This window comes from Picosynechococcus sp. PCC 7002 (assembly GCF_963860125.1).
Taxonomy (GTDB): Bacteria; Cyanobacteriota; Cyanobacteriia; order Cyanobacteriales; family MRBY01; genus MRBY01.
Genome location: NZ_CAWLFA010000001.1, coordinates 1,384,388 through 1,408,273, shown reverse-complemented (window position 1 = coordinate 1,408,273; position 23,886 = coordinate 1,384,388). Strand labels below are relative to the sequence as shown.

Here is a 23,886-nt window from a genome sequence, read left to right as displayed (position 1 = left end):
TCTAATCCTAACAAATTCCCCGAAACCCCTGATCCCTTTCCCACCAGGCGCTTAATGAACCGCAATGGTCAGCAAAAGTGCCCGATCAGCCCATCGTTGTCGATACAGGTTTTTTAATTCGCGCAGGCAACACACCCTTCTGATCCCTCTTTAAAATCATCTTTTTGTACGGTGCGGATGTAGTAAATTGCCTTGCAACCTTCAGCCCAAGCCAGCATCAAGATTTCAAAAATATCCTTTGCTTTTAAGGCCCGTTCTGGTTCGTTCGGGAAATAAATGCCTTGGTTGAGATTGAAAATCAATTCCATCGAGATGCCCGTATCGATCCACTTTTGCATCGTCGCAACGGCTTTGACCACAAGACGCTGATCCATGCTTTTGTTTTCTTGGTAGAACCAGAAAGATTTACCGATAAACGGTGGGGCAATGGGAACGGTGCCTTTTGCCCATTTGTCATAGAAAAATTTGCTGTAGGTCGGCAAAATACTCGCGCTACAACCTTGCACTAGGGAAGAGGAGGTATTGGGGGCGATCGCCGTAATGTGGCTATTGCGGATCCCGTACTTTCGTACATCTTCACTGAGGCGTTCCCAGCGGTCTACTGCGTGGGCATTTTCCCGATACCAAGTAATCGGTTTCGCGCCAATCAGATGTCCCTTACTCCATTCACTACCCGGAAACCCAGGGTAAGCACCCCGTTCTTGGGCGAGGTTTACAGAGGTGCGGGTGCAGTAGTAGCCAATGTCTTCAAAGAGGCGATCAATGGCCTCAATATTTTTATAGGAAAGCTTATTTTTCGCGAGCCAATCTGCCAAACCCATCGCCCCCACACCAATGGTGCGGTAACGCTGGTTGTGGATGCTGCTGTCTTCAAAGGGAGTGTTGGTAATTTCGATGGTGTTATCAAGGATGCGCACCGCCACTTCGCAGGCATCGGCTAATTCATCAGCTTCAATATTCGCCAAGTTTAAAGAGTCGAGATTGCAGGTGTGGGCGAGCTGACCCGGCACCACATTGGAAAAAGATTCGACGCACAAGTTGACCCCAGGAATGTAGCCCTCGTGTTGGTTCGGGTTAGCGCGGTTGATGGTGTCTTTAAAGGCGATGTAGGGCATCCCAGTTTCGATCTGCGATCGCATAATTTCCTTAAACAGGTGCCGGGCATCGACTTTTTTGTAGAGCTTAATGTCTTGGTCTAGGCTTGCTTCGATTTGACGGTAGGCCGCGTCGAATTTTTCGCCCCAGAGGGCCGCGAGATCAATGCCGAGATTTTCTTTAACTTCGTAGGGATCCACCAAAGTCCACGCTTCTTTGTGTTGTACCCGCCGCATGAACTCATCGGTGACTACCAGTTGGGGAAAGACATCGTAGGCTTTGCGCCGCTGATCCCCGTTTTCGGTCTGCATTTCGAGAAATTCTGGCACATCTAAATGCCACACATCGAGGGAAACAGTAATCGCCCCGGCGCGGCGGCCCCCCTGATTAACGGCGATCGCCGTATCGTTGAGGAGTTTAATCCAAGGAATAACGCCCCCGGAGGCATTGGCCTTGCCCATCACGCGGCTCCCCGTGGCGCGGATCCGACTGACATTACAGCCGACCCCGCCGCCATTTTTCGAGATCCGGGCGGCATTGGTGATTTCGCGGAAAATACTTTCGAGGTTGTCTTCCATGCCAATGATGAAGCAGGAAGAAAGGGAGCCATTGGGAATCCGCAGGTTGGCGAGGATCGGCGTTGCTAAGGAAATCTGCCGCTGGGCGATCGCCTCGTAGAATTTTTTCGCCCACTTGAGCCGATTTTCTGGTTTTTCCGGGAGAGCCAGGAGGAGCGCACAAGTTAAAAAGGCTTCCTGGGGCAGTTCATCATCCAGCAGATAACGCTTTGTCAGTAACACCGCTCCGGCATAATCATAATCCATATCCCAATCGGGATTGATCCAGCCATTGGCAATTTCTAGCTCCGCCGCACTGTATTGTAATAGCCGCTCGTCGTAGGCTTTTGCGGCTACTTTATCTGCCACGAGCTGGGGGTATTGACCATACTGATAACCACGCGCCACGAGGGTATCTTTCCAGAGGCTCCAGATGTGGAGACGCCCAGCCACATAACGCCAGTCCGGTTCTTCGGGACTGCACATCTCCAGGGCACATTGAATTAAATTTTCTTGAATTTCGCGGGTGGTAACCCCATCTTTGAGGCGTGTTTTTAGACCGGCTTCCAGTTCGATGGTGTTGGCTTCTAAATCTTGACAGGCCCACTGCACCACGTTGCGAATTCTGGTGACATCGAGGGGAGCCCGTTTGCCACTCCGTTTGATCACATAGGTCTGGGGTTTCGTCGGTGTTACCGCCCTGGAAGCAGAGTAGGTAGCCGTAGCGCTGGGGGTGCTTCTGGAGAGGGCAGTATCTTGACGGAGATCCATAGGGCAGACGGGATTAATGGGGTGAAGTGACAAAAAAATCCTGTTCAGAGATAGCACCATATTTATGGTGAAAAACAGGAAGCCTGCATATACTAACACTAGATAAGCTTGGGAAACAAATAATTTTTTTACAGAAATTTTCAGTCAATTTAGGGTATCTGCGCTAGGAAACGTTAGGAGAAGATCCGTCATTTTCTGTCCTCTTTGCGGCGATCGCCAATCGCTGAGGGGACTCCCTTACAATGGCAAGGGTACAAAACTTTTTCTGACCCTGACGACTTTGTTTGACCAAGAACGCCTCCTTTTTGATCCTGTAACACCGACGGCCAACGCGATCCCTTTGATTTTTGCCTTTCCGAATACCTACACCGTGGGGATTACGAGCTTGGGCTACCAATTGGTGTGGGCAAAATTTAGCCAACGGCCCGATGTGGATGTGCGTCGTTTATTCACAGATTTAGAGGAAAAACTGCCGTCTCAGCCAGAAATTGTCGGCTTTTCTTTTTCTTGGGAACTGGATTATACAAATCTCTTTAGCTTGTTAGAAAAACTAAAAATTCCGCTGCGGGCAGCCGAGCGTGACGAACAGCATCCCCTTGTGTTTGGGGGTGGGTCGGTATTGAGTGCCAACCCTGAACCCTTTGCGGACTTTTTTGACGTGATCCTCCTGGGAGACGGGGAAAATCTCCTGGATGAATTTATCGATCAATACCAAGGAATGCGCCAAGGCGATCGCCAAACCAAATTACGCCACCTCGCCCAAACGCCGGGGATCTATGTGCCCAGTCTGTACGAAGTAACCTACCAGGAGCCAACGGGGGCCATTGAAACCATTCGTCCCAAATATCCTGATATTCCTGAAAGTGTTGAAAAACAAACTTACCGGGGGAATACCCTCTCGGCCTCGACGGTGGTCACAGAACAAGCCGCCTGGGAAAATATCTACATGGTAGAAGTGGTGCGCAGTTGCCCGGAAATGTGCCGCTTTTGCCTCGCCAGCTATGTCACCTTGCCTTTTCGGACGGCTAATTTAGAGCAGTCCTTGATCCCGGCCATTGAGCGGGGCCTTAAAGTTACGGATCGCCTTGGTTTGCTCGGGGCTTCTGTGACCCAACACCCGGAATTTGAGCAACTATTAGATTATCTTTCCCAACCCCAATATGCCGATGTGCGCCTGAGTATTGCCTCGGTACGGACAAACACCGTCACGGAAAAACTAGCCCGGACTCTTGCGGCACGGGATACCCGTTCGATCACAATCGCCGTAGAAAGTGGTTCGGAACGGCTCCGGGAGATTGTCAATAAAAAGCTCACCAACGACGAAATTATTACCGCAGCAATAAACGCAAAAGCGGGCGGCCTCAAGGGGATTAAATTCTATGGCATGGTGGGCATTCCTGGGGAAGAAATGGCGGATGTGGAAGCAACCGTCGCAATGATGCAGGCTGTGAAAAAAGCGGCCCCAGGCTTGCGTTTAACCCTCGGTTGCAGCACTTTTGTTCCCAAGGCCCATACGCCTTTCCAGTGGTTTGGAGTAAACCCAGCGGCCAAAAAACGGCTGCAATTCCTCCAAAAGCATCTCCGCTCCCAGGGGATAGAGTTCCGGCCCGAAAGCTATAACTGGTCTGTGATTCAGGGGTTGCTTTCCAGAGGCGATCGCCGTCTCTCTAGCCTTTTAGAATTAACCAGGGATTACGGTGATACCCTCGGCAGCTACAAGCGGGCCTTTAAGGAACTGAAAGGCAAAATTCCCCCCCTAGATTTCTATGTGCATCAGGATTGGGCGACAACTCAGGTCTTACCCTGGCAGCATTTGAATACGGCGATCCCCAAGGTCACCATCAAAAAACACCTGGCAACGGCGGGAGTGCCCCTCCAGGTTTAGCCCAATCTAAAACTGAAATAAGTCGGCGATCGCCTTCCCAGGATCCAGCTGTTTCACGAGAGATTCGCCGATTAACACTGCCTTTGCTCCGGCTTCTTTGACAAACTGGAGATCCAGGGGCGTATGCAAGCCTGACTCGCTGACAACGCGGACACCCTTAGCCTGGAGTTCGGCGCGACGACTTTCCAGCAATATGGTGGTTGTTTCCAAATCGACGGAAAAATCTTCGAGGTTACGGTTATTAATCCCCACGAGGCTCACCCCCTCAATGGCGAGGACGCGATCAAGTTCCGCGAGGGTATGGACTTCCACCAGGGCGGTCATCCCTAAGCTGCGGATAATTTTGACGAAATAGGCGAGGTCTTGGTCACTGAGGATCGCGGCGATCAAAAGAACCGCATCGGCACCATGGCTGCGGGCCTTAAAGATTTGATAGGGATAAATAATAAATTCTTTGCAGAGCAGGGGCAGATCCACCGCATCGCGCACGAGGCTCAGGTTTTCGAAGCTGCCCTGGAAAAACTTGTTATCGGTGAGGACTGAGAGGCAACTGGCTCCCCCGGCGGCATAACTTTTGGCGATCGCCACAGGGTCAAAATCTTCCCGAATTACCCCCTTACTAGGCGAGGCTTTTTTTACTTCAGCGATGAGGGCTGGCTGGGTCTTCCCATGGACTAAGGCCCCCAGAAAATCTTTTGCAGGCGGCACCGTTGTGACCCGCTGACGTAGCTCTAGCAGAGAAACCTTATCGCGTAGTTGCTCCACTTCTTTTTCTTTATGCCAAACAATTTCTTCCAGGATATGCTGGGGTTTGGCATCGGGCACCGCCACTTGGTACTGCAAGATGCTGACGTTAACGGGACGGCTGGGGTGGAGACGACGGATTTGCACAGTCATAGATTTGCTGGGGATGAAAAAGCAACCCCTAGGGGCTGCTCCTGTCAAAAACAAAGGGTAATTTACGCGAAAAGCAGTAGAGATAAAGACTTATTTCTTCGTTTGCATATTGCGGAGTTGGTTCAGGGCAGCCGCAGCAATGTTAAAGATTGCCCAAGAGCCAGCGATGATTACGGGAGCTAAAACAACAACAACTCGCCAATCCATGGTTTGATTCCTCTCAGTTAAAAAATGATGATAAACAAAGTTTTTCAATTCTATACTAATAACCCATTAAGCTCCTTTTTCCAAGGGTTGCAAGAAGATCCCCAGGGGGGTGTCTGACCGGGGCGATCGCCGCTCAAAATCGAGCAAAAGACCAGGGATCGGTTAGGGTAAATGGAGCAATTTTTCTGGAATTTAGGTGTGGTAATGGTCGCTTTGCAACAGTGGTTTACCCTGATGATCGCCCAATGGCTGATCCTTTGGCCCTGGCTTTTTGTGGGGGTATGTCTCTCGACGGTGGCTTTAATTTTTACGCCCCGTCCCTGGTGGGAAAAAGTTCTTCCCCAAAGCGCCTGGTTACAATTACTGGCTGGTCTTGGCCTCGGCTTTATCCTACCTGTGGGTCAAGTGGGTGGGCTGCCCCTCCTGCGACGGCTCCTATGGCAATCCGGCTCCTCGGCGGGGGCGATCGCCTTTTGGTTGGGGACTGTTTCCCTGAGTCCCTTTGTGCTCGCTAAATTCTGGCAGCAGCTACCTGGTCGGGGAGGACTTGTGTTGTTCTATGGCAGCCTGAGCCTAGGGATTTTGCTTTTAATTGCCAGTATTTTTGTGGGGGCGCGTCAACAGCGCAGTTACCAACAGGGAGATCTAGACACTTTTTTGTATCCGGCGATCGCCCGTCCCAGTTCCCACCGCATTCCCAATACCCAACCAGAAACCCTGGCGCCACCGAGTAAATTAACCATTCTGCCCACTTCTCGCCGATTTCGATCCCTCATGGCGAGCCAAAACCTTATGCAAGAACTGCTGGAATGGTCGGTTTGGCTCCTGATCGCCTGTGGTGTGATGGCTTGTGGCCAAGTCCTTTTCCCCCTAGAAACATTACTCAGCCACGGTATGACGGGTCTATTTGGCGCGGGGATCTTGTACGCTGTTCAACCGACACAAATGGCGGCGATCGCCGATCTGATCTTGGGGAATAATAGCCCTGGTGTTGCCCTTGGCTTTCTCCTGACTGGGACTTTCTTCAATGGCATCACCCTAATTTTGTTGATTAATGTTGTCCGCTGGCGGGCCTATTTTTATCTCAGTCTGCTTTTGGGGTTGACCCTCCTGGCCCTGGATCTATGGCTGAATTTTTATGTTTTTTAATCTTTTGTAAGTGCCTACTTTTAGTGGCCCAAAGAAAAATCACGTTCCCCCAGATCTCCTAGATTGGGTGATATCGTTAGAGGCAAGAAGCAAAGCGCTTCTCCTGGCAGATTAAACAGCTTAATCTAAACAATAGAAAAAAGAGGTGAAAACGCTGTTCCAAACTACGTCTGTCCATCCATATCCAAAAGCAATAATCCTCACGAACATTCGCTATTTTCCAGAGTGCTGAACAGGGGAGTTTGATCAAGGCTAGTTCTTTGGCAGCTCCAAGATTTTCTGAAATAGATTCGGAAAAGCAAGCTTGAGTATTCGGACTGGATTCTTGTTTTTGTCATGAACTCTCTGTTACACATTCGTTTATCAACTGCACATTCTCTAAGCTCACAGTTTGTGGGCTTTTTTTGTGGGTAAAAAGCCAAGGACAGATCAATTTATTGTTTGTAGCGGCGTCCCCGGAGATTTTCTTTTATCTTTAAGGATGCATTCTGTTTAGATTTTTGCGACGTAATCCATGGCCTACCCCTCGATTCATCCTGAAACCATCGAAGAAATTCGCGCCAAGGTTGATATTGCGGAGGTGGTATCTGATTATGTGGTGCTTAAAAAGCGGGGCAAGGATTTACTGGGGCTTTGTCCATTCCATGATGAGAAGACCCCCAGTTTTACGGTGAGTCCGACGAAGCAGTTCTATCACTGTTTTGGCTGTGGGGCAGGGGGCAATGCGATCAAGTTTTTGATGGAAATCAATAAGTCTCCCTTTGCCCAGGTGGTGCTGGACTTGGCCCAACGGTATCAAGTCCCGGTCAAAACCCTCGAACCAGAACAGCACCAAGAGATCCAGCGGGAACTGTCCCTCAAGGAGCAGCTCTACGAAATTGTGGCGATCGCCAATGATTTTTATCAATACTCCCTGCGGCAACCGGAAGGGCAAACGGCCTTAGCTTATGTCCGCGAGCAACGGCGATTAACGGAAGCAACGATTCAAAACTTCGGCCTGGGCTATGCGCCGGGGGGCTGGGATACCCTCTACCACTACCTTGTGGAACAAAAGCGCTATCCCATCGATTTGGTCGAAAAAGCAGGCTTAATTAAACCACGCCAGTCGGGGAACGGCCATTATGATCAGTTCCGCGATCGCCTGATGATCCCGATCTACGATGTCCAGGGTCGGGCGATCGCCTTTGGTAGCCGTACCCTCACGAACGAAGAACCAAAATACCTCAACTCCCCAGAAACGCCCTTATTTGACAAGAGCCGGACTTTATTTGCCCTCGACCAAGCAAAGGGGGCGATCGCCAAACAGGATGCTGCCGTGGTCGTCGAAGGCTATTTCGATGCGATCGCCCTCCACGCAGCGGGTTTTGAAAATGCGGTGGCTTCCCTCGGCACTGCCTTTACCCAGGGGCAGATTAAACAACTGCTGCGCTACACCGATTCCAAGCAAATTATTTTTAACTTTGACGCAGATAAGGCGGGGATCAAAGCCACCCAACGTACCCTCACCGAAATTGGACCCCTAATTTACAGTGGCCAGGCCCAGGTGCGGATCCTCAATCTCCCTGGGGGGAAGGATGCGGACGAGTTTTTGCAAACAGACCAAGGCCCGGCGCAGTATCAAACGGCCCTTACAACGGCGCCCCTCTGGCTCGATTGGCAACTGGAGCAAATTTTGCTGGGCCAAGACGTCACCCAAGCCGACCAATTCCAAGGGGTGATTAAACAAATGATTCGCCTGATCGCCAAAATTGATCATCCGAGTTTTCGGAGCCACTACATCGCTAAAGCCAGTGAACTCATCAATCACGAAGATTCCCACTACAAAAAACAATTGGAAGCGACCCTCCTGACCCAGGTAAACCGTTTCCGCAAAGCCCAAGCCCGGAATCCGACGGCGACCCCGGAGGTGCAACCAGAGGCGATCGCCATTTCCTCCCAAACCATTGCCCTCGCCCAGGCCGAAGAATTGCTGCTACGGATCTATCTCCATAGTCCAGCCCAGCGTCACCCCATCGAAGCACGCCTCGCCGAAAAGGAAGTGATGTTTAGCCTGTCCCACCACCGTTGGCTCTGGCAACAAATCCTTGAAACCCCCTTAGAAATTAAGCAAAACCATGTCCATAATCAATTATTGGGCCGGATGCTCGATATTTTGACCCACCACCCCGAACGGATGCATAGCCTCGGTTCTTTGCTCTACCTCACCGAAACCACTGAAATCGATGTGCGTCGGGCCACCTTAAATATCCATGCGGCGATCGCCACCCTCGAACACGTCAACTGGACTCAGCATCGCCGTTATTGTCAAGAGAAATGGCAAGGTCTCGATCCCCAGCACCCAGATTTTGCCTATTATCTACGGGAATTTGAACAGGCCGACCGTAAACTGAAGGCGATCGCCCAGGAACGGCAATTTTCCCACCTGGAGATCCTCCACTACGAAACATAACTCGCCCCATTCCCACAATGGAAAGAACAGAAACTGATACCATGAGAGCTTGCAGATAGCCATGCTTTTATATCCTAAATTTTATGAGTACCCCATCCGGTCTAATTGCGCCCCACGGTGGCCAATTAATTAACCGCATCGCCTCCGACGCCGAGAAGCAAGAATTCCTCGCCCAAGGCGATCGCCTCCCCCGCATCACCCTCGATGCCCGCGCCCAATCCGACCTCGAAATGATTGCCATCGGTGGCTTCAGTCCCCTCAAGGGTTTTATGGAGCAAAAAGACTACGAACTCGTAGTTGAAGAAATGCACCTCAGCAATGGCCTGCCCTGGTCTGTGCCTGTCACCCTCTCCGTTTCCGAAGAAATTGCTGATCCCCTCAAAGAAGGCAATTGGGTACGCCTTGATGATGCCAACGGTCGCTTTATCGGTGTCCTCGAACTGACCGAAAAATACCACTACAATAAAGCCCACGAAGCGATCAACGTCTACCGCACCGATGAAGAAAAACACCCCGGTGTCAAAGTGGTCTACGAACAGGGTGCCGTAAATCTCGCTGGCCCCGTCTGGTTACTCGAACGGGATGATCACCCCCTTTTCCCCAAATATCAAATTGATCCCGCCGCTTCCCGGGCCGCTTTCCAAGAGCGCGGCTGGAAAACCGTGGTTGGCTTCCAAACCCGGAACCCGATCCACCGTGCCCACGAATACATCATTAAATGTGCCCTCGAAACCGTCGATGGTTTATTCCTCCATCCCCTCGTTGGCGCAACCAAGAGCGATGATATCCCGGCTGATGTGCGGATGCGTTGCTACGAAATCATGCTGGAAAACTATTTCCCCCAAGAGCGCGTAATTTTAGCGATTAATCCTTCAGCAATGCGTTACGCTGGCCCCCGTGAAGCGATTTTCCACGCCCTGATCCGGAAGAATTACGGCTGTACCCACTTCATCGTTGGTCGTGACCATGCGGGTGTCGGTGATTACTATGGCACCTACGATGCTCAAAAGATCTTTGATGAGTTTGATCCCCAAGCCCTTGGCATCACCCCGATGAAATTTGAACACGCCTTCTTCTGTAAGAAAACAGAACAGATGGCGACCTCGAAAACCAGTCCCAGTGGCCCCGAAGATCGGATCCACCTCTCTGGCACGAAGGTTCGGGAAATGCTCCGCCGTGGGGAATTACCACCGCCACAGTTCTCTCGTCCCCTCGTTGCGGCTGAACTCGCGAAAGCAATGCACGATTAATTTCTACTAATTTCAAAGAAAAAACAAAACCTCCTTTTCGCAATGATGAGGAGGCTTTTTTATGCATTTCAAACTGCTATTAAATATCGAGATCGTCCATATTCAGCTTGGGGGCATTCATCTCGATAAACTCCCGCCGAGGGGCAACGCGATCGCCCATCAATACCGTAAAGATTCGATCCGCTTCCGCCGCATCCTCAATTTCAACGCGTTTGAGGGTACGACTTTCTGGGTTCATCGTGGTGTCCCAGAGCTGTTGGGGCATCATTTCCCCCAGACCCTTAAAACGTTGGATATTATATTTCGCGTTATCAGGAAGCTGGCTAATTTGATCTTGCAGTTCGCGATCGCTGTAACAGTAGGCGTGATTTTTACCCCGTTCCAGCTTATAGAGGGGCGGGCAGGCAATATAAATGTAACCCTGATCAACCAATTCCCGCTGATACCGATAGAAGAAGGTTAATAGGAGTGTCCGAATGTGCGCTCCATCCACGTCCGCGTCGGTCATGATCACCACCCGATGGTAACGGAGTTTTTCCGGGTTAAATTCCTCCCCTTTAATCCCTAAGCCCAATGCCGTGATCAGAGACTGAATTTCATTATTTTTATAGATTTTGGCGTCGTCGGTTTTCTCAATATTGAGGATTTTTCCCCGCAACGGCAAAATCGCTTGGAAGGCGCGATCGCGGCCCTGTTTCGCACTACCGCCCGCAGAATCTCCTTCCACTAAATAAATTTCTGTCTTCGCCGGATCTCGTTCACTACAATCGGCTAATTTACCGGGGAGCAAAGAAGACTCTAAAACGGATTTACGGCGCACCAATTCCCGCGCCCGCCGTGCTGCTTCTGCTGCCTTAAAGGCTTGGATTGCCTTTTCTAAAATCGCATCAACAACATTTAAATTAAATTCAAAATATTCCGTTAACACCTCGCCCACAAAGGAATCAACAATCCCCCGCACTTCGGAGTTGCCGAGCTTCGTTTTCGTCTGCCCTTCAAATTCTGGATCGGGCACCTTCACCGAAATTACCGCGGTTAAGCCTTCACGAATATTTTCACCCGCCAAATTTGAATCATTATCCTTGAGCTTATTGCGTTTGCGGGCAACGGTATTCATCGTCCGGGTGAGGACACTTTTTAAGCCTTCAAGGTGTGTCCCGCCGTCAACGGTGCGAATATTGTTGGCAAAACCCAGCAGGTTATCGCTATAAGCATCGGTACACCATTGCAAGGCTACTTCTAGCTGGACACCGTTCTTTTCCCCGGTGACATAAATGATTTCTTCATGGAGGGGCGATTTTTCGCGGTTCATGTAGGCGACATATTCTTTGATGCCTCCTTCATAAAAATAAGTATTACTGGCCTGTTTTTCGGAGCGATGATCCGTAAAGACGATTCTGACGCCAGCATTTAGATATGCCAGTTCCCGCAGGCGTCCGGCGAGGGTATTGTAATCAAAAACAGTAGTTTCAGTGAAAATTTTCGCATCGGGCAAAAAACAAACGGACGTTCCCGATAAATGCTGGGGGGCCGGGGCTTCGGTGAGTTCGCCTTGGGGGACGCCCCGTTCGTACCGTTGTTTGTAGGTGGTTTCGTCGCGCCACACGGTAACTTCGACCCATTCGGAGAGGGCATTAACCACAGAAACGCCCACCCCGTGCAGACCACCGGAGACTTTATAGCCACCTGCGCCAAATTTTCCGCCTGCGTGGAGCACGGTCATCACGGTTTCGAGGGCTGATTTTCCGGTACTGGGGTGCACATCAACGGGAATGCCGCGGCCATTATCAGTGACGGTGACGGAGCCATCGGCATTAATTTCAACGTTAATTTCTGTGCAGTATCCGGCGAGGGCTTCATCGACGGAGTTATCAACCACTTCATAAACGAGGTGATGTAAGCCACGGGGACCAGTGGTGCCGATGTACATTCCGGGACGTTTGCGGACAGGTTCTAATCCTTCGAGAACCTGGATCTGCTGGGCACTGTAATTACTGGTCATGGACGAACTCCGAATTTTGGGCGTAAAAACTCTGTAGCCTGTTTTTGGGTTAAATCAGGCAAAAATTATACCATAAAAGGCTTCTGGGAGGAGCAAGCTGAATCTGCGGCAAGATTTACCGAGGGGGTGGAGCGGAGATTTTGCAGCCAAAAAATATATATGCAAACTAAGCAAAAAATAAACTCGGGGCGATCGCCATAAAAAGACTCAATGAAGCGGGAAGAAATTAGTACGTCTATTTCACAATTTTAGCGCAGGGGCGAGGGATCAGAAAAAATGTTTGGGAGCTAGAAGATGTTGAGATGTTGGGGTTGTTCGGCGGCGGCAATGAGGCGATCGCACCCAGATTTGGGGGCGGCCCAGCGATAGTGACATTCCTTCGGGTTGCCCCAGCAGAGGGCGAGGTAAAATTCACCATGGCCCACGTCTAATTCCGCCCATTCAGCGAGTCGACTGGCCCGCTCTAGCTCCGTAAAAGTCAAGGGAGAAAGTTGATGATCGACTAACTGCCAGAGGTTTAAACCAGTGGTGATGTGGTGCCAAAAGTCGAGGACATTTTGTTTGGCTGCCCGGAGAATCGCTTTGTCGCTGTCGATGGCAATGAGTTGCTGATGAATTTCCGGCAGGCGCAGTTGGCGATCGCCGACGGTGATTTCCCGCCAAACGATGCCGGAAACATGATTTTCCCGTTGGTATTGATGAATCTGTTGGGTAAAGTCCTGACAGGCAAACACTTTTCCCAGTTGGTCTTGATCCAGGGCCATGGTCACAATCGGTACCCCCACCCGCGCATCGGGGGAGAGCAAAAGGCGATCGCCCCGGAGGGTTGCCTTTAACTCTTGGTTGAGGATTTCAATTAAATCTTGGGTGCTGTAGACCATGGCTTTCAGGTGGTCGCTTTCTTCTAACGATAACCTGCCCAGGGACTCACTTCGATCACGCCGTTGGGTTGAAAGACCACATTCACCTGGGTCAGCGGTTCCGTGGGCAAGATGGTTTCGCCAGGGACAATGCCCGCTGCCGCTGGTTCGACCAAGGCCGGGAGGGGGGTCTGATCAAGGGCTGTTTTCGCAGCGTTATTATCGGCGACGACAATGGCGATCGCCCCGTCGTTGGTCACCCCTAGGGTATAGGCCAGGGTTTGGGGGATGGTGGCATTTTCTCGGTCAAACTCAGCGGCGATGGTGTCTTTGACCTGTTGGATCAATTGTCGGAGTGCTTCTCCTTCTACTTCGCGGGAGTCAAAATCCAATTCGCTAGAACTTTGAAAGCCATCCCAGGGGCTTACTTCCAGGACATTCCCCGCAAAATTGACTCGAAATTGAGCCATGGCCTGTTCGTTGGCGATCGCCGCTACCTCTGGAGTATGACCCAACTCACCCAAGGCCGTTGTTCCCGTTGTCACCGCAGCACCAGCTAAAGGTTGTACCCCCAAAAGACGACCATCGGTTCCCAGGGCCAAGCGATAGGAAGCATTCTCTGTGGTATCGCGCTCCGTCCAGGCCGAGTCCAAAGTGCCATAGAGATAAGCTTGCATTAGCTGAAGATCGCGGTCTGTGGCAATGGTGGGTAAAGTTTCACCAAGACGATTAAAATCAGCTTCCGTCCAGAGGGCCGTATCCGGTAAAGTTGCGCTGGCGAGTTGTTCCGTTTCTTCCCCAGAGCTAACTTGTTCACTGTCGGTGCGTGTTGTTTCCGGTGCTGGGACAAAGAATAATGCAAAGGCCGTTAGGGCTAACCCACTGACGCCAACCAGGGGCGGCACTGCTCGATCCGCAAAGGATTCTTCGGGTACGCAATGGCGACGGCTCAGGGGCGTTAGGGGTAAAACAAAATCCGGGAGGGTCAAACCATCGGCCAGGAATTGATCAATGGCTTCGGTTAAATCAAACAACTCCGCCGTGGTTAGTTCGAGGGTTTCGGCGGCACTGCCATCGGGTTGTTGCCAATGGAGATGATGGGTATAGGTTGCCGTGGCTGTTTCTAAGCGAACTTGGCCTTTTGCATCGAGGATTTCGGGGGGGCGTTGGAGACCGCTTAAAATACCCTGGGCATATTCACTCACGGCTTGGACGAGGTGATCAAAGAAAATTTTCCCGCCACTGAGCACTTTCTGGGAGGTAGTAAAACGACATTCCACATTGGAAAGGATGGTCAGGGTGTCGAGGAGTTTGCCGCTCCCATCATCGAATCCTTCGAGGGTGAGGGTGCAGTTGGGGAGGTTGTATTGGCGACGAATATTCATGGTAATTGTTTAGCTCACTTCTCCATCAAAGAGGCTGACCCATAGCCGTTGGGTGCCAACGGTGCCTGTGCAAAACAGCAGTTTTTCGAGGAGGGCGATCGCCAGTTCATTTAAATCTTGTTTTGACTGGTTGTAGAGGGTGACACGGACGCGCCGGGGATTCATCCGACTCCGGAAGTGGGCCCGAAACCGCTCTAGGTATTCCGAAAGGCGAAAATGACTATCTAAGGGGAGATTGCGTTCCCGGAGGTGCTGGGCGGCGGGTAAAAGTTGTCGCAATAAAGCCAGTAAATTCTTGGCGCGATCGCCAATGATCAATACCAACGCCTTTGCTTCTGTGGGGGTCAGGTGGCCGTGGGTGTGGGAACGTCGCCAGGGGTTGGTGCGCCGTAATCGCCAGAGGACGACCCGATTCGGGATAATTTCTGTCAATTCTAGTTTTTGGGCAGAGCGCAGCATCAATTCTGAGCCGCCCAACTCTAACGCTTCTAGGGCCAAGAGGAGCAGGTCAATTTGCTGTTGTGCCCGGCGCGGGAACACTTTTCCCTCCGGCAACAGATCCGGCAGATTTTGCAACAGGTAGGGTTGTCCTGGGGATACCGATGGGGAACTAGGATTGGGCATTACGCTCACAGAATCATTCATACTCTCAGAAAAACAAGCTTGGTTCGCTGCAAACCCACGACGGGAGATGATTGCTATCTATCGCCAGGCCATCAATGAGGCTCAAACCCGATCATACGCGATGATCAGAGGTCTCACACCAGGGCAATGGATTATTCTCAATCAGTTTACCCCACAAGACCGGTCGTCCCAGCGAAAAAATTCCGGGCGATCGCCCCTTTAAACTTCTGGTTGATCTCCACTGATCAGCACAAAGGGCTGCACAATTAATGTCGCAAATACGAGGGTCTGGGTTGCTTGGTTCCAACGTTCTAGTTCTTCTTTTGTGGGCTTACGCACTAGGCCACCGCTCATCCACTTGCCCACCAGGGGAGCATTATCCGTGGCGATCGCCTCTCCCACCTGTAACAGATCTAAGGAAGGATGTACCACAATCAGCGCATCACGGGCCGCATGGGGCGCGAGGTCATGCCACTCACTGTCGCCAAAACTGGACTGGAGCTGTTTAATCAAATCTGACATCAAAAAATAATGAGGTTTAAGGGCAACGGTTAAGGTTTACTGGATTTTCAGCTTTTTGACAATTATCCAGGGCCACCAAAAAAAGATTTGGGGAGACTGTTGACGCTTCTGAAAAATTGGTGTTATATTTTTAAAGGCTTAAACGCAATGGGGTGTCGCCAAGCGGTAAGGCATCGGATTTTGGTTCCGACATTCCCAGGTTCGAATCCTGGCACCCCAGTTAAATTCACTAAATCAAAATAACTCACAAGCTCTACGGTTTTTGAATCGCGGATTCATAGAATCTACAGAATCTTAGGAAATCCTGTCTGGGTGTTTGAGCGATCGCCCAGTAAAGAAAATTCTTACCCCAGTTTTACGGCGGTTCCGGTGGCTGTGATCAGCAACAAAACGCCTTTGTCGTCGACATTGATTGTGCCTGTGTCCATGCTAATGCCAATCACCGCATCGGCACCGCGCTTTTGGGCATTGCTTTCTAGTTCCCGCAGCGCTTCCTGGTGGCCTTTTTCAAAGATTCGCTCGTAACTGGCAGTGCGGCCGCCAATCATATCTCGGATGCCCGCAAAAAAATCCCGGAGGGCGTTGGTGCCATAGACCACTTCAGCGGTGACGACACCTTGATAACTGGTGATGGTTGCTCCTTCGATGGTGTTGGTGGTACTTAGAATCATGTTTTTTCTGGGGATTAGTGTGACAAAAATTTAGCGAGGCGATCGCCTCTGTTTCTTTCAATGTCAATTAGTCGTAGAAAGATTGCGGAATTCTTTCTTTTCGAGGATCGGGTAACTTTTGCCCATGGCTTTATCAAAGGCTTTCTCAGCGGCATCAACTTCTTCTGGGGAAACGACTTTCCGTAGGGCTTGGCTTGACCAGGAAACAACAACGGTGAGCTGATCCGGGTGGTCGGCATCTTGCCAGATTTCTTTGCGCACAAAGGCAGGCGATCGCCGATCAATTGGGTTCCAGATTTCTAGTTCTGTTTCGATAAATTTTGCTTGGTCGGCCTGGGGTACCGCGAAGGTTAGCCACTCAACCACAGGCTCATCTGTTGTACCTTCAGCAAAACTCGGCTCTTGTCCCAAACCGAAAACTAAAGCCAGTACCAAGGCGATCGCCCCGAACCATCTACCCATCGGATCCGTTACTCCTAACTGAAACTGTTACCCGCTATTTTACTCTTCTCCCAAAATGCGAATCCGCACACTACTCTCGCCGGAATCATCTAAATCGACTTCCAAAACCTCGCTACTCAGGGCTTCTAGGGTGCCCAACATCGACCGTAAATAGGGATTGCTCGCCCCCGTATCCACATAAAGGCGATCGGCTAATTTTCCTAGGCGCTTCCAGGTGGTAAAGAGCTTCACCACACATTGCTCCATCTGGGTGGCCTGTTTCACCAGATCGGCGGCAGTACCCAGACAATCCAAACGCAGCGCTTCTTCGAGGGCCATTTCCAGGTCAATATTCGCCTTACGGAGGGTCTGCACCTGGGCGGCGGCATCGATATATTTCGCTAAACTCTTCGCCTCACGGGTCATCGCTTTGACGGTATCGGTGTTGGGGGCTTCGCGGATTTCTTCTTGGATCGCTGTGACGTGGGTTTCTGGCAGCTTTTCTAATTCTTTTACCAAGGGCGAGAGAAACCGACTGGGGAGGGCACCGCTGGCGGCCTGTTCTTTAACTTCATCGGGGAGCATCTCCGAACTCATGCTCGTCCATTCGTCGGCCAACTGTTTTACTTCCCGTCTGGTAATGCGATCGCCTTTTTGGGCGGCATCGGCGACGAGTTTTTGAATTTCGGGGGCCGATTTCGCCGTTTCGACGAAAGCATTTTTACTGAAATTATTAATGCTGTTGGGGTCTAGTTGCCCTTCGGCGAGGAGAGTATCAGCACTGTTGGCTAGTTCGATGAGGCCGTAGGCTTGACTCTTGCTAATTTCCCGTTGTTTGAGCCAGTTTAAAAAGCCTGTTCCGCGCCCGTCGCCGCCACGTTTTTCTCGATCTCGCACGGCCCGCATAATCCGGCCCCGCCAAATGTCCGTTTGCAGGTCAAAACGATCGCAAATTTGCCAGACCCGCTCGATCTGGGTATCAAATTCCGCGTCGTGGAGTTGATCGTCCTCTGGATCGGGCAGCTCCAAGTTAAAGTCAACGTCAGTGGTCAAGGCGGCGGCAAGGTCTGCCGTTGAAATGTCGGTCAAGCTGGTCATAAAGGCGATCGCGTTTAAAAACGACAGGGAGTAAAGGTTTAGCTTTCGTTAAGCCCCACTGATTTTAGAGGGAATTTTCCCACCCGACAAGGCGCGTCCTAACGGCGGTGGGGGCCATGATTTGGGGTGAAATACGTTAATCTAGTCCTGAGAAAAGAGCCAAAATCTGCGCCTATTTGGTGACGCGAAACAACCGTTATGAGTCAATCTATCTTTACGCCCAACTCGATTTTGTCCCCCACCGCTAAGGTCAATGTCTCTGAGAGCAATGGCTGGCAGGATTTTTTTCAGGAAACGGTGGCCCTCACCCAACGCTTGGTAATTCAGCTCCAGCGGCGACCGACGACCCTGATTGCGGGCATTATTCAACCATTTATGTGGCTGATTTTGTTTGGGGCCTTGTTTTATAAAGCGCCCCAGGGACTGTTTGGCAACGACATCAACTATGCCCAATTTCTCGCCCCAGGGATTATCGTGTTTACGGCCTTTTCCGGGGCATTGAATGCAGGTTTACCCGTGATGTTTGACCGGGAATTTGGCTTTTTAAACCGGCTTTTGGTGGCTCCTTTAGCGACGCGCTATTCCATCGTGGCGGCTTCAACGATTTACATCATGGGCCTGACCTTGATTCAAACGGCGGTGATCGTTGGGGCCAGTGCTTTATTGGGGGCCGGTTTACCCAGTGCCTTGGGTCTGGGGGCGATCGCCTTAGTGGTGTTTTTAATCGTCTTGGCGGTAACAGCTTTGAGCTTGGGTTTAGCCTTTGCGCTGCCGGGACATATTGAACTGATTGCGGTGATTTTTGTGGTGAATTTACCCCTACTGTTTGCCAGTACCGCTCTAGCGCCCTTGGATTTTATGGCGAACTGGTTGCAGCTTGTCGCGAGCTTAAACCCTTTGACCTATGCCATTGAGCCGATTCGCTATTTGTATATGCACAGTGATTGGACATTCCAGAGTGTCGTATTCAGTGCCCCCTGGGGAAATTTAAACTTTGGGGCCGTGCTCGGAATTTTGACGGGCTTTGGGGCGATCGCCTTGGCGACCATTCAACCGCTTCTTAAACGTCGTTTGGGCTAATTTCCACAAAAAAAGGAACGACCGCCGTTCCCAAATCTTTTTAAATTCTTGCTTGACCAGGGAGAACCTAAGCCAGTTGATCCTTGGTCTTTTTACGTTTTGTCCAGCGGTAGACAATGAAGCCACAGAGACCGAGGGCGAGAAAAATCATGACCGGGCTGTGGAGAATAATCGACACAATGATCGTTAACCCAGACAAAATCGCCGCCACAATAAACGTGGCAAACCCTGTAGCAGTGCGGGCTAGATCTCCTAAAAAGGGAATGACATCTAGAACAACACCGAGGGGTTCTACCACCAGATTCAGACCAATCCACATCAGCAAAAAGCCCCCAAACCGTAGGCCCCAGGTGATCAACTTATGTTGGGTTGCTAGGTTGGCGATCGCCTGGTCACGGGTACCCGGAAAGAGTCGATAAAAAGTCACATTTTTTTTGCCTTGGTGGGGCGTGAGTTGGTTACTGCTGCCCAAATCACCGAAGACCGTCGCTTGAATATTTTTGTTTAGGGCTTGATAACTGAGGCGCAGATCGCCAATTTCCGGACTGCCGAGGCTACCTGTTCCAAAAAATAAATAACTGCCGTTGAGTTTGTTTTTTGATTCTGCCGGGATCTGGGCCGCCGTTAAATTAACGGGTTGGTTGATGGGAAACTGCAACTGATTTACATCCAGTTGATAATCACCCACCTGGGCCTGGGGAACCCGCAGTTCTTGACTCTCGATGCTTTTGGCTGGATTATTATGACCCGTTGGATTTTTAAAACGAGAGGAATCATCGGGATTTTCGGCCCACTCCTTGGCGTAGGTATAGGTCGTCGTTTTCGTTTCTGAACCCCCGGCATTTTTCTTGGTGGTAGTGCGGCTATTTTCTTCCCAGGCATACATCTCTGTTTTGCGCCGGAGGGCGATGTATTCACCGGGTTTTAAATAGGGGGGATCGCCGAGGGTTTCTGGGCTGCTTAGGTTACCCGTAATTGATACAAAACTATTGGCTTTTACCGTGGTGGTGCCGGTGGCGGGAATTTCCGTGGCTGTGGCCGCAATTTTCGAGAGGTCTACCCGGCCTTCATTCCAGTAGAGCACCCCAAAGGACGCTAAAAAGAGAACAACCCCTAGGAAAATTCCCACAATCGAGTTGCCGAGGCGCTGAAAATACCCCGTTGTTTTTTGTTCAACAAATTGGTCACTCATTGGCTTTGGAACAGTACAAAACATTGCCTTTATATCCACCTCAGCCGAGGGAAAGCTTTCGGTTAATCGGTGAATTAAGGTGCTTTCAGGATATAACTTGGGCCTCGTTTTTTTGGACTTTGTGACGCTTCTCAATCATCCTTAACGTTTTCCGTTGCTGCTCTGCGAAACCTTTGCTTTTCGTGAACAAATAGACAACATCTCAGTGGCTTGATCTGGGCGATCGCATAGGATAGGATTTAGCTTTTGCGGAACGTCCCTAGACTTTTGGGGATTAACGGCATTTTCAATCACGGTCTAAGCGAAGGACAAACACACCATGGAAGACAAACATATGCTGATGATTCCCGGCCCGACCCCTGTGCCGGAGCAGGTTTTGCTAGCAATGGCCAAGCATCCTATCGGTCACCGGAGCGCCCAGTTTAGCGAAATCATGGCCGAGGTCACTGCGCAACTCAAATGGCTCTTCCAAACTCAGAACGATGTGTATTGCCTCGCCGCTAGCGGTACCGGTGCGATGGAAGCGGGTTTGATCAACTTTATTAATGCGGGCGATAAAGTCCTCGTCGGCGATAACGGTAAATTTGGTGAACGTTGGGCGATCGTCTGTGAAACCTACGGCATGGACGTAGAACGGGTCAAAGCCCCCTGGGGTGAAGCCCTCGATCCTGAAGTTTTCCGCGCCAAACTCGAAGCCGACACCGCCAAAGAAATCAAAGCCGTTGTCGTCACCCACTCGGAAACTTCTACTGGCGTCCTCAACGACCTCGAAACTATCAGCCGTTACGTCAAAGCCCACGGAGCCTTGATGATTGTCGATGCGGTTACGAGCCTAGGGGCCTGCAATGTCCCCACCGATGCATGGGGCCTTGATGTGGTCGCCTCCGGTTCCCAGAAAGGCTTTATGATTCCGCCGGGCTTGGGCTTTGTTTCCGTCAGCGAAAAGGCTTGGGCGGCCTACGAAAACGCAAAAATTCCCCGTTTCTACTTTGATCTCAAGGCCGCGAAAAAGAATTTAGCGAAAAACACCACCCCCTTTACACCACCGGTGAATCTGATCTTTGCGCTCCAGGCAGCCCTGGGGATGATGCAACGGGAAGGCTTAGAGAATATTTTTGCTCGCCACCAACGCTTAACCGATGCCACCCGGGCCGCAGTCAAGGCTTTGGGCCTAAAGACCTTTGCCCCCGATGGTAATGCCAGCACAGCGGTTACTGCCGTTGATCCTGCCTCCATTGGCGCAGAAGATATCCGCAAGGCGATGCGGACAAACTTTGATATTGCCCTCGCGGGTGGCCAGGATGATTACAAAGGAAAAATCTTCCGGATTGGTCATCTGGGCTTTGTCCATGACCGAGATGTGATTACGGCGATCGCCGCCCTCGAAGCAACTCTCCAAGGGTTGGGTCACGGTGATTTTGAGTCTGGGGCTGGGGTGAAAGCGGCCGCTGCGGTGTTCCAAAACGCCTAGAACGATTAACTTTCTAAACTTCACACTGAAATTTTCGTCTCTGGTCTGTAGTGCCGGAGGCGAATTTTTTTGCGAGATCCCGTTTCGTGAATAAATCCTACAGGGTGGCTAGGGACAGGGACAGAATTTCTAAAATTGCAGTGATTTCCTTACTTAAATCAGGATTTTTCACGCTATGGAACCGCCAACCCTCCCTCTCCATACCCAATTGCTCCAAATGGCCTCTGGTTATTGGCTTTCCCAGTGCATTTATGTGGCGGCAAAATTGGCGATCGCCGATCACCTCAAAGCCGGAGAACAACCTTGCCGTGCGTTAGCCCATCTCACCGAAACAGACGAAACGGCTTTGTATCGCATTCTCCGGGCCTTGGCCAGTGTGGGTATTTTCCAAGAAACAGCCTCCCAAACCTTTGCCCTGACACCGCTAGCCGATTTTCTCCGCAGTGATCATCCCCGCTCCATGCGAGGTTCTGTGGTGATGTTGGGGGAACCAGAGCATTACGAAGCCTGGAGTAATATTCTCCACAGCGTTAAAACCGGTGAACCTGCCTTTGACCATCGCTATGGCCAGGGGGTGTTTGAATATTTCGGCAATCATCCAGAAGCGGCGGCGATTTTTGAAGAGGCGATGAACAGTTTCTCCAGGAATGAAGAGCCGGAAATTTTGGCCCATTATGATTTTTCGGCTTTTTCAACCATCGTTGATGTGGGTGGGGGCTACGGGGAATTGCTCGGCAGCATTTTGGCGAAATATCCCCAATTACAAGGTATTTTGTTCGATGAAGATTATGTGGTGGATAATGCTGCTCCGACGTTAAACCGCCATGGGGTCGGCGATCGCTGTCAACGGATTGGCGGCAGTTTCTTTAGAACAATTCCGGCGGGGGGCGATGCCTATTTGCTCAAACACATTATTCACGATTGGGGCGATGACCAGGCGATCGCCATTTTGCAAAATTGTCGCGCTGTACTGCCGGATGACGGCAAAATCTTGATCTGTGAAGCGGTGGTTCCAGAGGGAAATCAACCTAGTGGCGCAAAAATGCTCGATATCAATATGCTGGTGATGTGTCCCGGTGGCAAAGAACGCACCGCCGCTGAGTTTGAAACCCTGTTGGCGGCGGCAGACTTAAAACTGACGCGCATTGTTAGAACCGCCGAGGAAATTTGCGTCATTGAAGCCTGTAAAGCTTAACAAAACCAATTCACTCAGGAGGATATTTGCTAGGGCAAATTTCTATAGAAATCAAAAAAAATCCCCTGTATTGAGGGGATTCTTTAAATCGCCATGATTTGCGTTGAATTGTTTTAGATTTTGGCCTAGTTATACGAGATTAATGTCGGGGTAATAGGTCAAAATATCGTCAGTGCTGAGGGTGTCACCAATCGCTTGGGGCGTCCATAAAACTTCGAGGGCCAAAAGGCGATCGCCACCAAGGGCACCAATTTGACGGATCGCTTGTTCGAGGGATTGGGAATCGGTCACTTTCGGTAACTCAACTTTCCCCATGGCCCCAGCGATGATTGTCACCATGATGTATTCGTTCGGTGTATCGTCGCTTTTTACCAAATCAGCACTCCCACTTTTCCCAGCCACATCCCGTTCGTTGTCAACGTTACTAAGGGTCTCGGCGGTAAATTTACTCCGCTCGTTCAGGGCCAATTGATTAAACTTGGCTTCGGCAGCATCAACCCCAGCTTCGAGGGATTCGCTCGCACCATAGACCCAATATTCTGGGTGGCGCAACAGGGCCAGAGTCGATTCTTGAAGAACCTTAGCGCGTCCAGCCGGGGTGCCAGTATCAGCGGTGCTCGCCAGGCGATTTAGATCCTGCTGGAGATCCCGTGCTTGGGCCAACAGCCCCACCTGTACCTTCGCCACAGAAATTTTGCTACTGGGGGCAGAGTAACCGAGACTGTCGCCCTCGTTCATGCCACCCCCCATCACGTTCTGGAAGGTGCGGACAAGGAAGCCGGCGATCGCCAACATAATGAAAAGACCGAAAATGCCGCTAAAACCACCGAATCCGAAGAAAGGCAGCAGGAAGGGGAACCCAAATCCACCCCCAAATCCGTAACCATAGCCACCCCCAACGGGAGCCCGTCGTGCTGGGCCAGGGGAAAAACTGCGACTAGGGGCACTGCGGAAGGAACCGCCACCAATGCGTCCTCCACTGCGGGCCGCCCAAGCATTATCCGCTGGGGTAAAGATCAGGGTAAAGGCCAAGACAATGGCGATCGCCCCATAAAAAAACCGTTTAATCATGATTGAATTGTTAA

20 protein-coding genes and 1 tRNA gene are annotated in these 23,886 nt (G+C 50.9%); 8 read left to right on the top strand and 13 right to left on the bottom strand.

The genetic code is table 11. The features are described from left to right. Nucleotides 1-113: 113 nt before the first annotated feature. Nucleotides 114-2,423: a ribonucleoside-diphosphate reductase subunit alpha gene (locus tag AACQ84_RS06885; RefSeq protein WP_083764441.1), complete on the bottom strand. Its 2,310-nt coding sequence runs from the start codon at nucleotides 2,421-2,423 to the stop codon at nucleotides 114-116. 280 nt (nucleotides 2,424-2,703) lie between these two features. Here AACQ84_RS06885 and AACQ84_RS06880 point away from each other — a divergent pair, with 280 nt between their 5' ends. Further along, nucleotides 2,704-4,308, top strand: coding sequence for a B12-binding domain-containing radical SAM protein (locus tag AACQ84_RS06880; protein ID WP_012306968.1), 1,605 nt, complete (start codon nucleotides 2,704-2,706; stop codon nucleotides 4,306-4,308). A 6-nt stretch (nucleotides 4,309-4,314) separates the two neighbouring features. Here the strand turns inward: AACQ84_RS06880 and trpC are convergent, their stop codons facing one another. Together trpC and AACQ84_RS06870 are read right to left on the bottom strand one after the other, a co-directional pair. After that, nucleotides 4,315-5,199, bottom strand: coding sequence for an indole-3-glycerol phosphate synthase TrpC (trpC, locus tag AACQ84_RS06875; RefSeq protein ID WP_041443833.1), 885 nt, complete (start codon nucleotides 5,197-5,199; stop codon nucleotides 4,315-4,317). Nucleotides 5,200-5,295: 96 nt separating this feature from the next. After that, entirely contained in the window at nucleotides 5,296-5,412 is a 117-nt protein-coding gene (locus AACQ84_RS06870) for a photosystem II protein Y (RefSeq protein WP_012306966.1), read from the bottom strand. 171 nt (nucleotides 5,413-5,583) lie between these two features. Between AACQ84_RS06870 and AACQ84_RS06865 the strand changes: the two genes are divergently transcribed. The 3 genes from AACQ84_RS06865 (at nucleotide 5,584) to sat (ending at nucleotide 10,260) form a co-directional block, all read left to right on the top strand. After that, on the top strand, nucleotides 5,584-6,561 hold the full coding sequence (locus AACQ84_RS06865) for a permease (RefSeq protein ID WP_041443476.1): 978 nt from the start codon (nucleotides 5,584-5,586) through the stop codon (nucleotides 6,559-6,561). A 514-nt stretch (nucleotides 6,562-7,075) separates the two neighbouring features. Next, nucleotides 7,076-9,010, top strand: coding sequence for a DNA primase (dnaG, locus tag AACQ84_RS06860; protein WP_012306964.1), 1,935 nt, complete (start codon nucleotides 7,076-7,078; stop codon nucleotides 9,008-9,010). A gap of 83 nt (nucleotides 9,011-9,093) precedes the next feature. Further along, on the top strand, nucleotides 9,094-10,260 hold the full coding sequence (gene sat / locus AACQ84_RS06855) for a sulfate adenylyltransferase (RefSeq protein WP_012306963.1): 1,167 nt from the start codon (nucleotides 9,094-9,096) through the stop codon (nucleotides 10,258-10,260). A gap of 79 nt (nucleotides 10,261-10,339) precedes the next feature. On the opposite strand, the gene gyrB is transcribed toward sat, so the two are convergent. The 5 genes from gyrB to AACQ84_RS06830 form a co-directional block, all read right to left on the bottom strand. Then, nucleotides 10,340-12,262, bottom strand: a complete 1,923-nt coding sequence (gene gyrB, locus AACQ84_RS06850) for a DNA topoisomerase (ATP-hydrolyzing) subunit B (RefSeq protein WP_012306962.1) — start codon at nucleotides 12,260-12,262, stop codon at nucleotides 10,340-10,342. Nucleotides 12,263-12,549: 287 nt separating this feature from the next. Then, nucleotides 12,550-13,143 carry a hypothetical protein gene (locus AACQ84_RS06845; protein ID WP_012306961.1) on the bottom strand — a complete coding sequence of 198 codons (594 nt, stop codon included), beginning with the start codon at nucleotides 13,141-13,143 and terminating at the stop codon, nucleotides 12,550-12,552. A gap of 23 nt (nucleotides 13,144-13,166) precedes the next feature. Further along, a complete protein-coding gene (locus tag AACQ84_RS06840; protein WP_012306960.1) occupies nucleotides 13,167-14,507 on the bottom strand; it encodes a DUF4335 domain-containing protein in 1,341 nt (446 codons plus the stop codon). Between the two features lie 9 nt (nucleotides 14,508-14,516). After that, nucleotides 14,517-15,152 carry a DUF3038 domain-containing protein gene (locus tag AACQ84_RS06835; RefSeq protein WP_012306959.1) on the bottom strand — a complete coding sequence of 212 codons (636 nt, stop codon included), beginning with the start codon at nucleotides 15,150-15,152 and terminating at the stop codon, nucleotides 14,517-14,519. A gap of 198 nt (nucleotides 15,153-15,350) precedes the next feature. After that, complete coding sequence (locus AACQ84_RS06830) at nucleotides 15,351-15,653, bottom strand: DUF2288 domain-containing protein (RefSeq protein ID WP_012306958.1); 303 nt, start codon at nucleotides 15,651-15,653, stop codon at nucleotides 15,351-15,353. Between the two features lie 148 nt (nucleotides 15,654-15,801). Here AACQ84_RS06830 and AACQ84_RS06825 point away from each other — a divergent pair. Beyond that, nucleotides 15,802-15,873, top strand: a tRNA-Gln gene (locus AACQ84_RS06825). A 124-nt stretch (nucleotides 15,874-15,997) separates the two neighbouring features. Here the strand turns inward: AACQ84_RS06825 and AACQ84_RS06820 are convergent. The 3 genes from AACQ84_RS06820 to AACQ84_RS06810 form a co-directional block, all read right to left on the bottom strand. Continuing rightward, nucleotides 15,998-16,324, bottom strand: a complete 327-nt coding sequence (locus tag AACQ84_RS06820; protein ID WP_012306957.1) for a YbjQ family protein — start codon at nucleotides 16,322-16,324, stop codon at nucleotides 15,998-16,000. 63 nt (nucleotides 16,325-16,387) lie between these two features. Then, nucleotides 16,388-16,786, bottom strand: coding sequence for a TIGR03792 family protein (locus AACQ84_RS06815; protein WP_041443474.1), 399 nt, complete (start codon nucleotides 16,784-16,786; stop codon nucleotides 16,388-16,390). A 39-nt stretch (nucleotides 16,787-16,825) separates the two neighbouring features. Next, nucleotides 16,826-17,863 (bottom strand): hypothetical protein, encoded by a 1,038-nt coding sequence (locus tag AACQ84_RS06810; RefSeq protein WP_041443473.1) that lies wholly within the window; start codon nucleotides 17,861-17,863, stop codon nucleotides 16,826-16,828. A gap of 198 nt (nucleotides 17,864-18,061) precedes the next feature. Between AACQ84_RS06810 and AACQ84_RS06805 the strand changes: the two genes are divergently transcribed. Further along, nucleotides 18,062-18,943 carry an ABC transporter permease gene (locus tag AACQ84_RS06805; RefSeq protein ID WP_012306954.1) on the top strand — a complete coding sequence of 294 codons (882 nt, stop codon included), beginning with the start codon at nucleotides 18,062-18,064 and terminating at the stop codon, nucleotides 18,941-18,943. A 67-nt stretch (nucleotides 18,944-19,010) separates the two neighbouring features. Here the strand turns inward: AACQ84_RS06805 and AACQ84_RS06800 are convergent, their stop codons facing one another. Continuing rightward, nucleotides 19,011-20,135 (bottom strand): TMEM43 family protein, encoded by a 1,125-nt coding sequence (locus tag AACQ84_RS06800; RefSeq protein WP_041443472.1) that lies wholly within the window; start codon nucleotides 20,133-20,135, stop codon nucleotides 19,011-19,013. A gap of 319 nt (nucleotides 20,136-20,454) precedes the next feature. Between AACQ84_RS06800 and AACQ84_RS06795 the strand changes: the two genes are divergently transcribed. Both AACQ84_RS06795 and AACQ84_RS06790 read left to right on the top strand, forming a co-directional pair. After that, the gene (locus AACQ84_RS06795) at nucleotides 20,455-21,606 is read left to right on the top strand and encodes a pyridoxal-phosphate-dependent aminotransferase family protein (protein ID WP_041443471.1); all 1,152 of its coding nucleotides are present in this window, start codon (nucleotides 20,455-20,457) and stop codon (nucleotides 21,604-21,606) included. Between the two features lie 175 nt (nucleotides 21,607-21,781). After that, complete coding sequence (locus AACQ84_RS06790) at nucleotides 21,782-22,801, top strand: methyltransferase (protein ID WP_041443470.1); 1,020 nt, start codon at nucleotides 21,782-21,784, stop codon at nucleotides 22,799-22,801. Between the two features lie 129 nt (nucleotides 22,802-22,930). Here the strand turns inward: AACQ84_RS06790 and AACQ84_RS06785 are convergent, their stop codons facing one another. Beyond that, nucleotides 22,931-23,872, bottom strand: a complete 942-nt coding sequence (locus tag AACQ84_RS06785) for a DUF1517 domain-containing protein (RefSeq protein ID WP_012306950.1) — start codon at nucleotides 23,870-23,872, stop codon at nucleotides 22,931-22,933. Nucleotides 23,873-23,886: the final 14 nt, after the last annotated feature.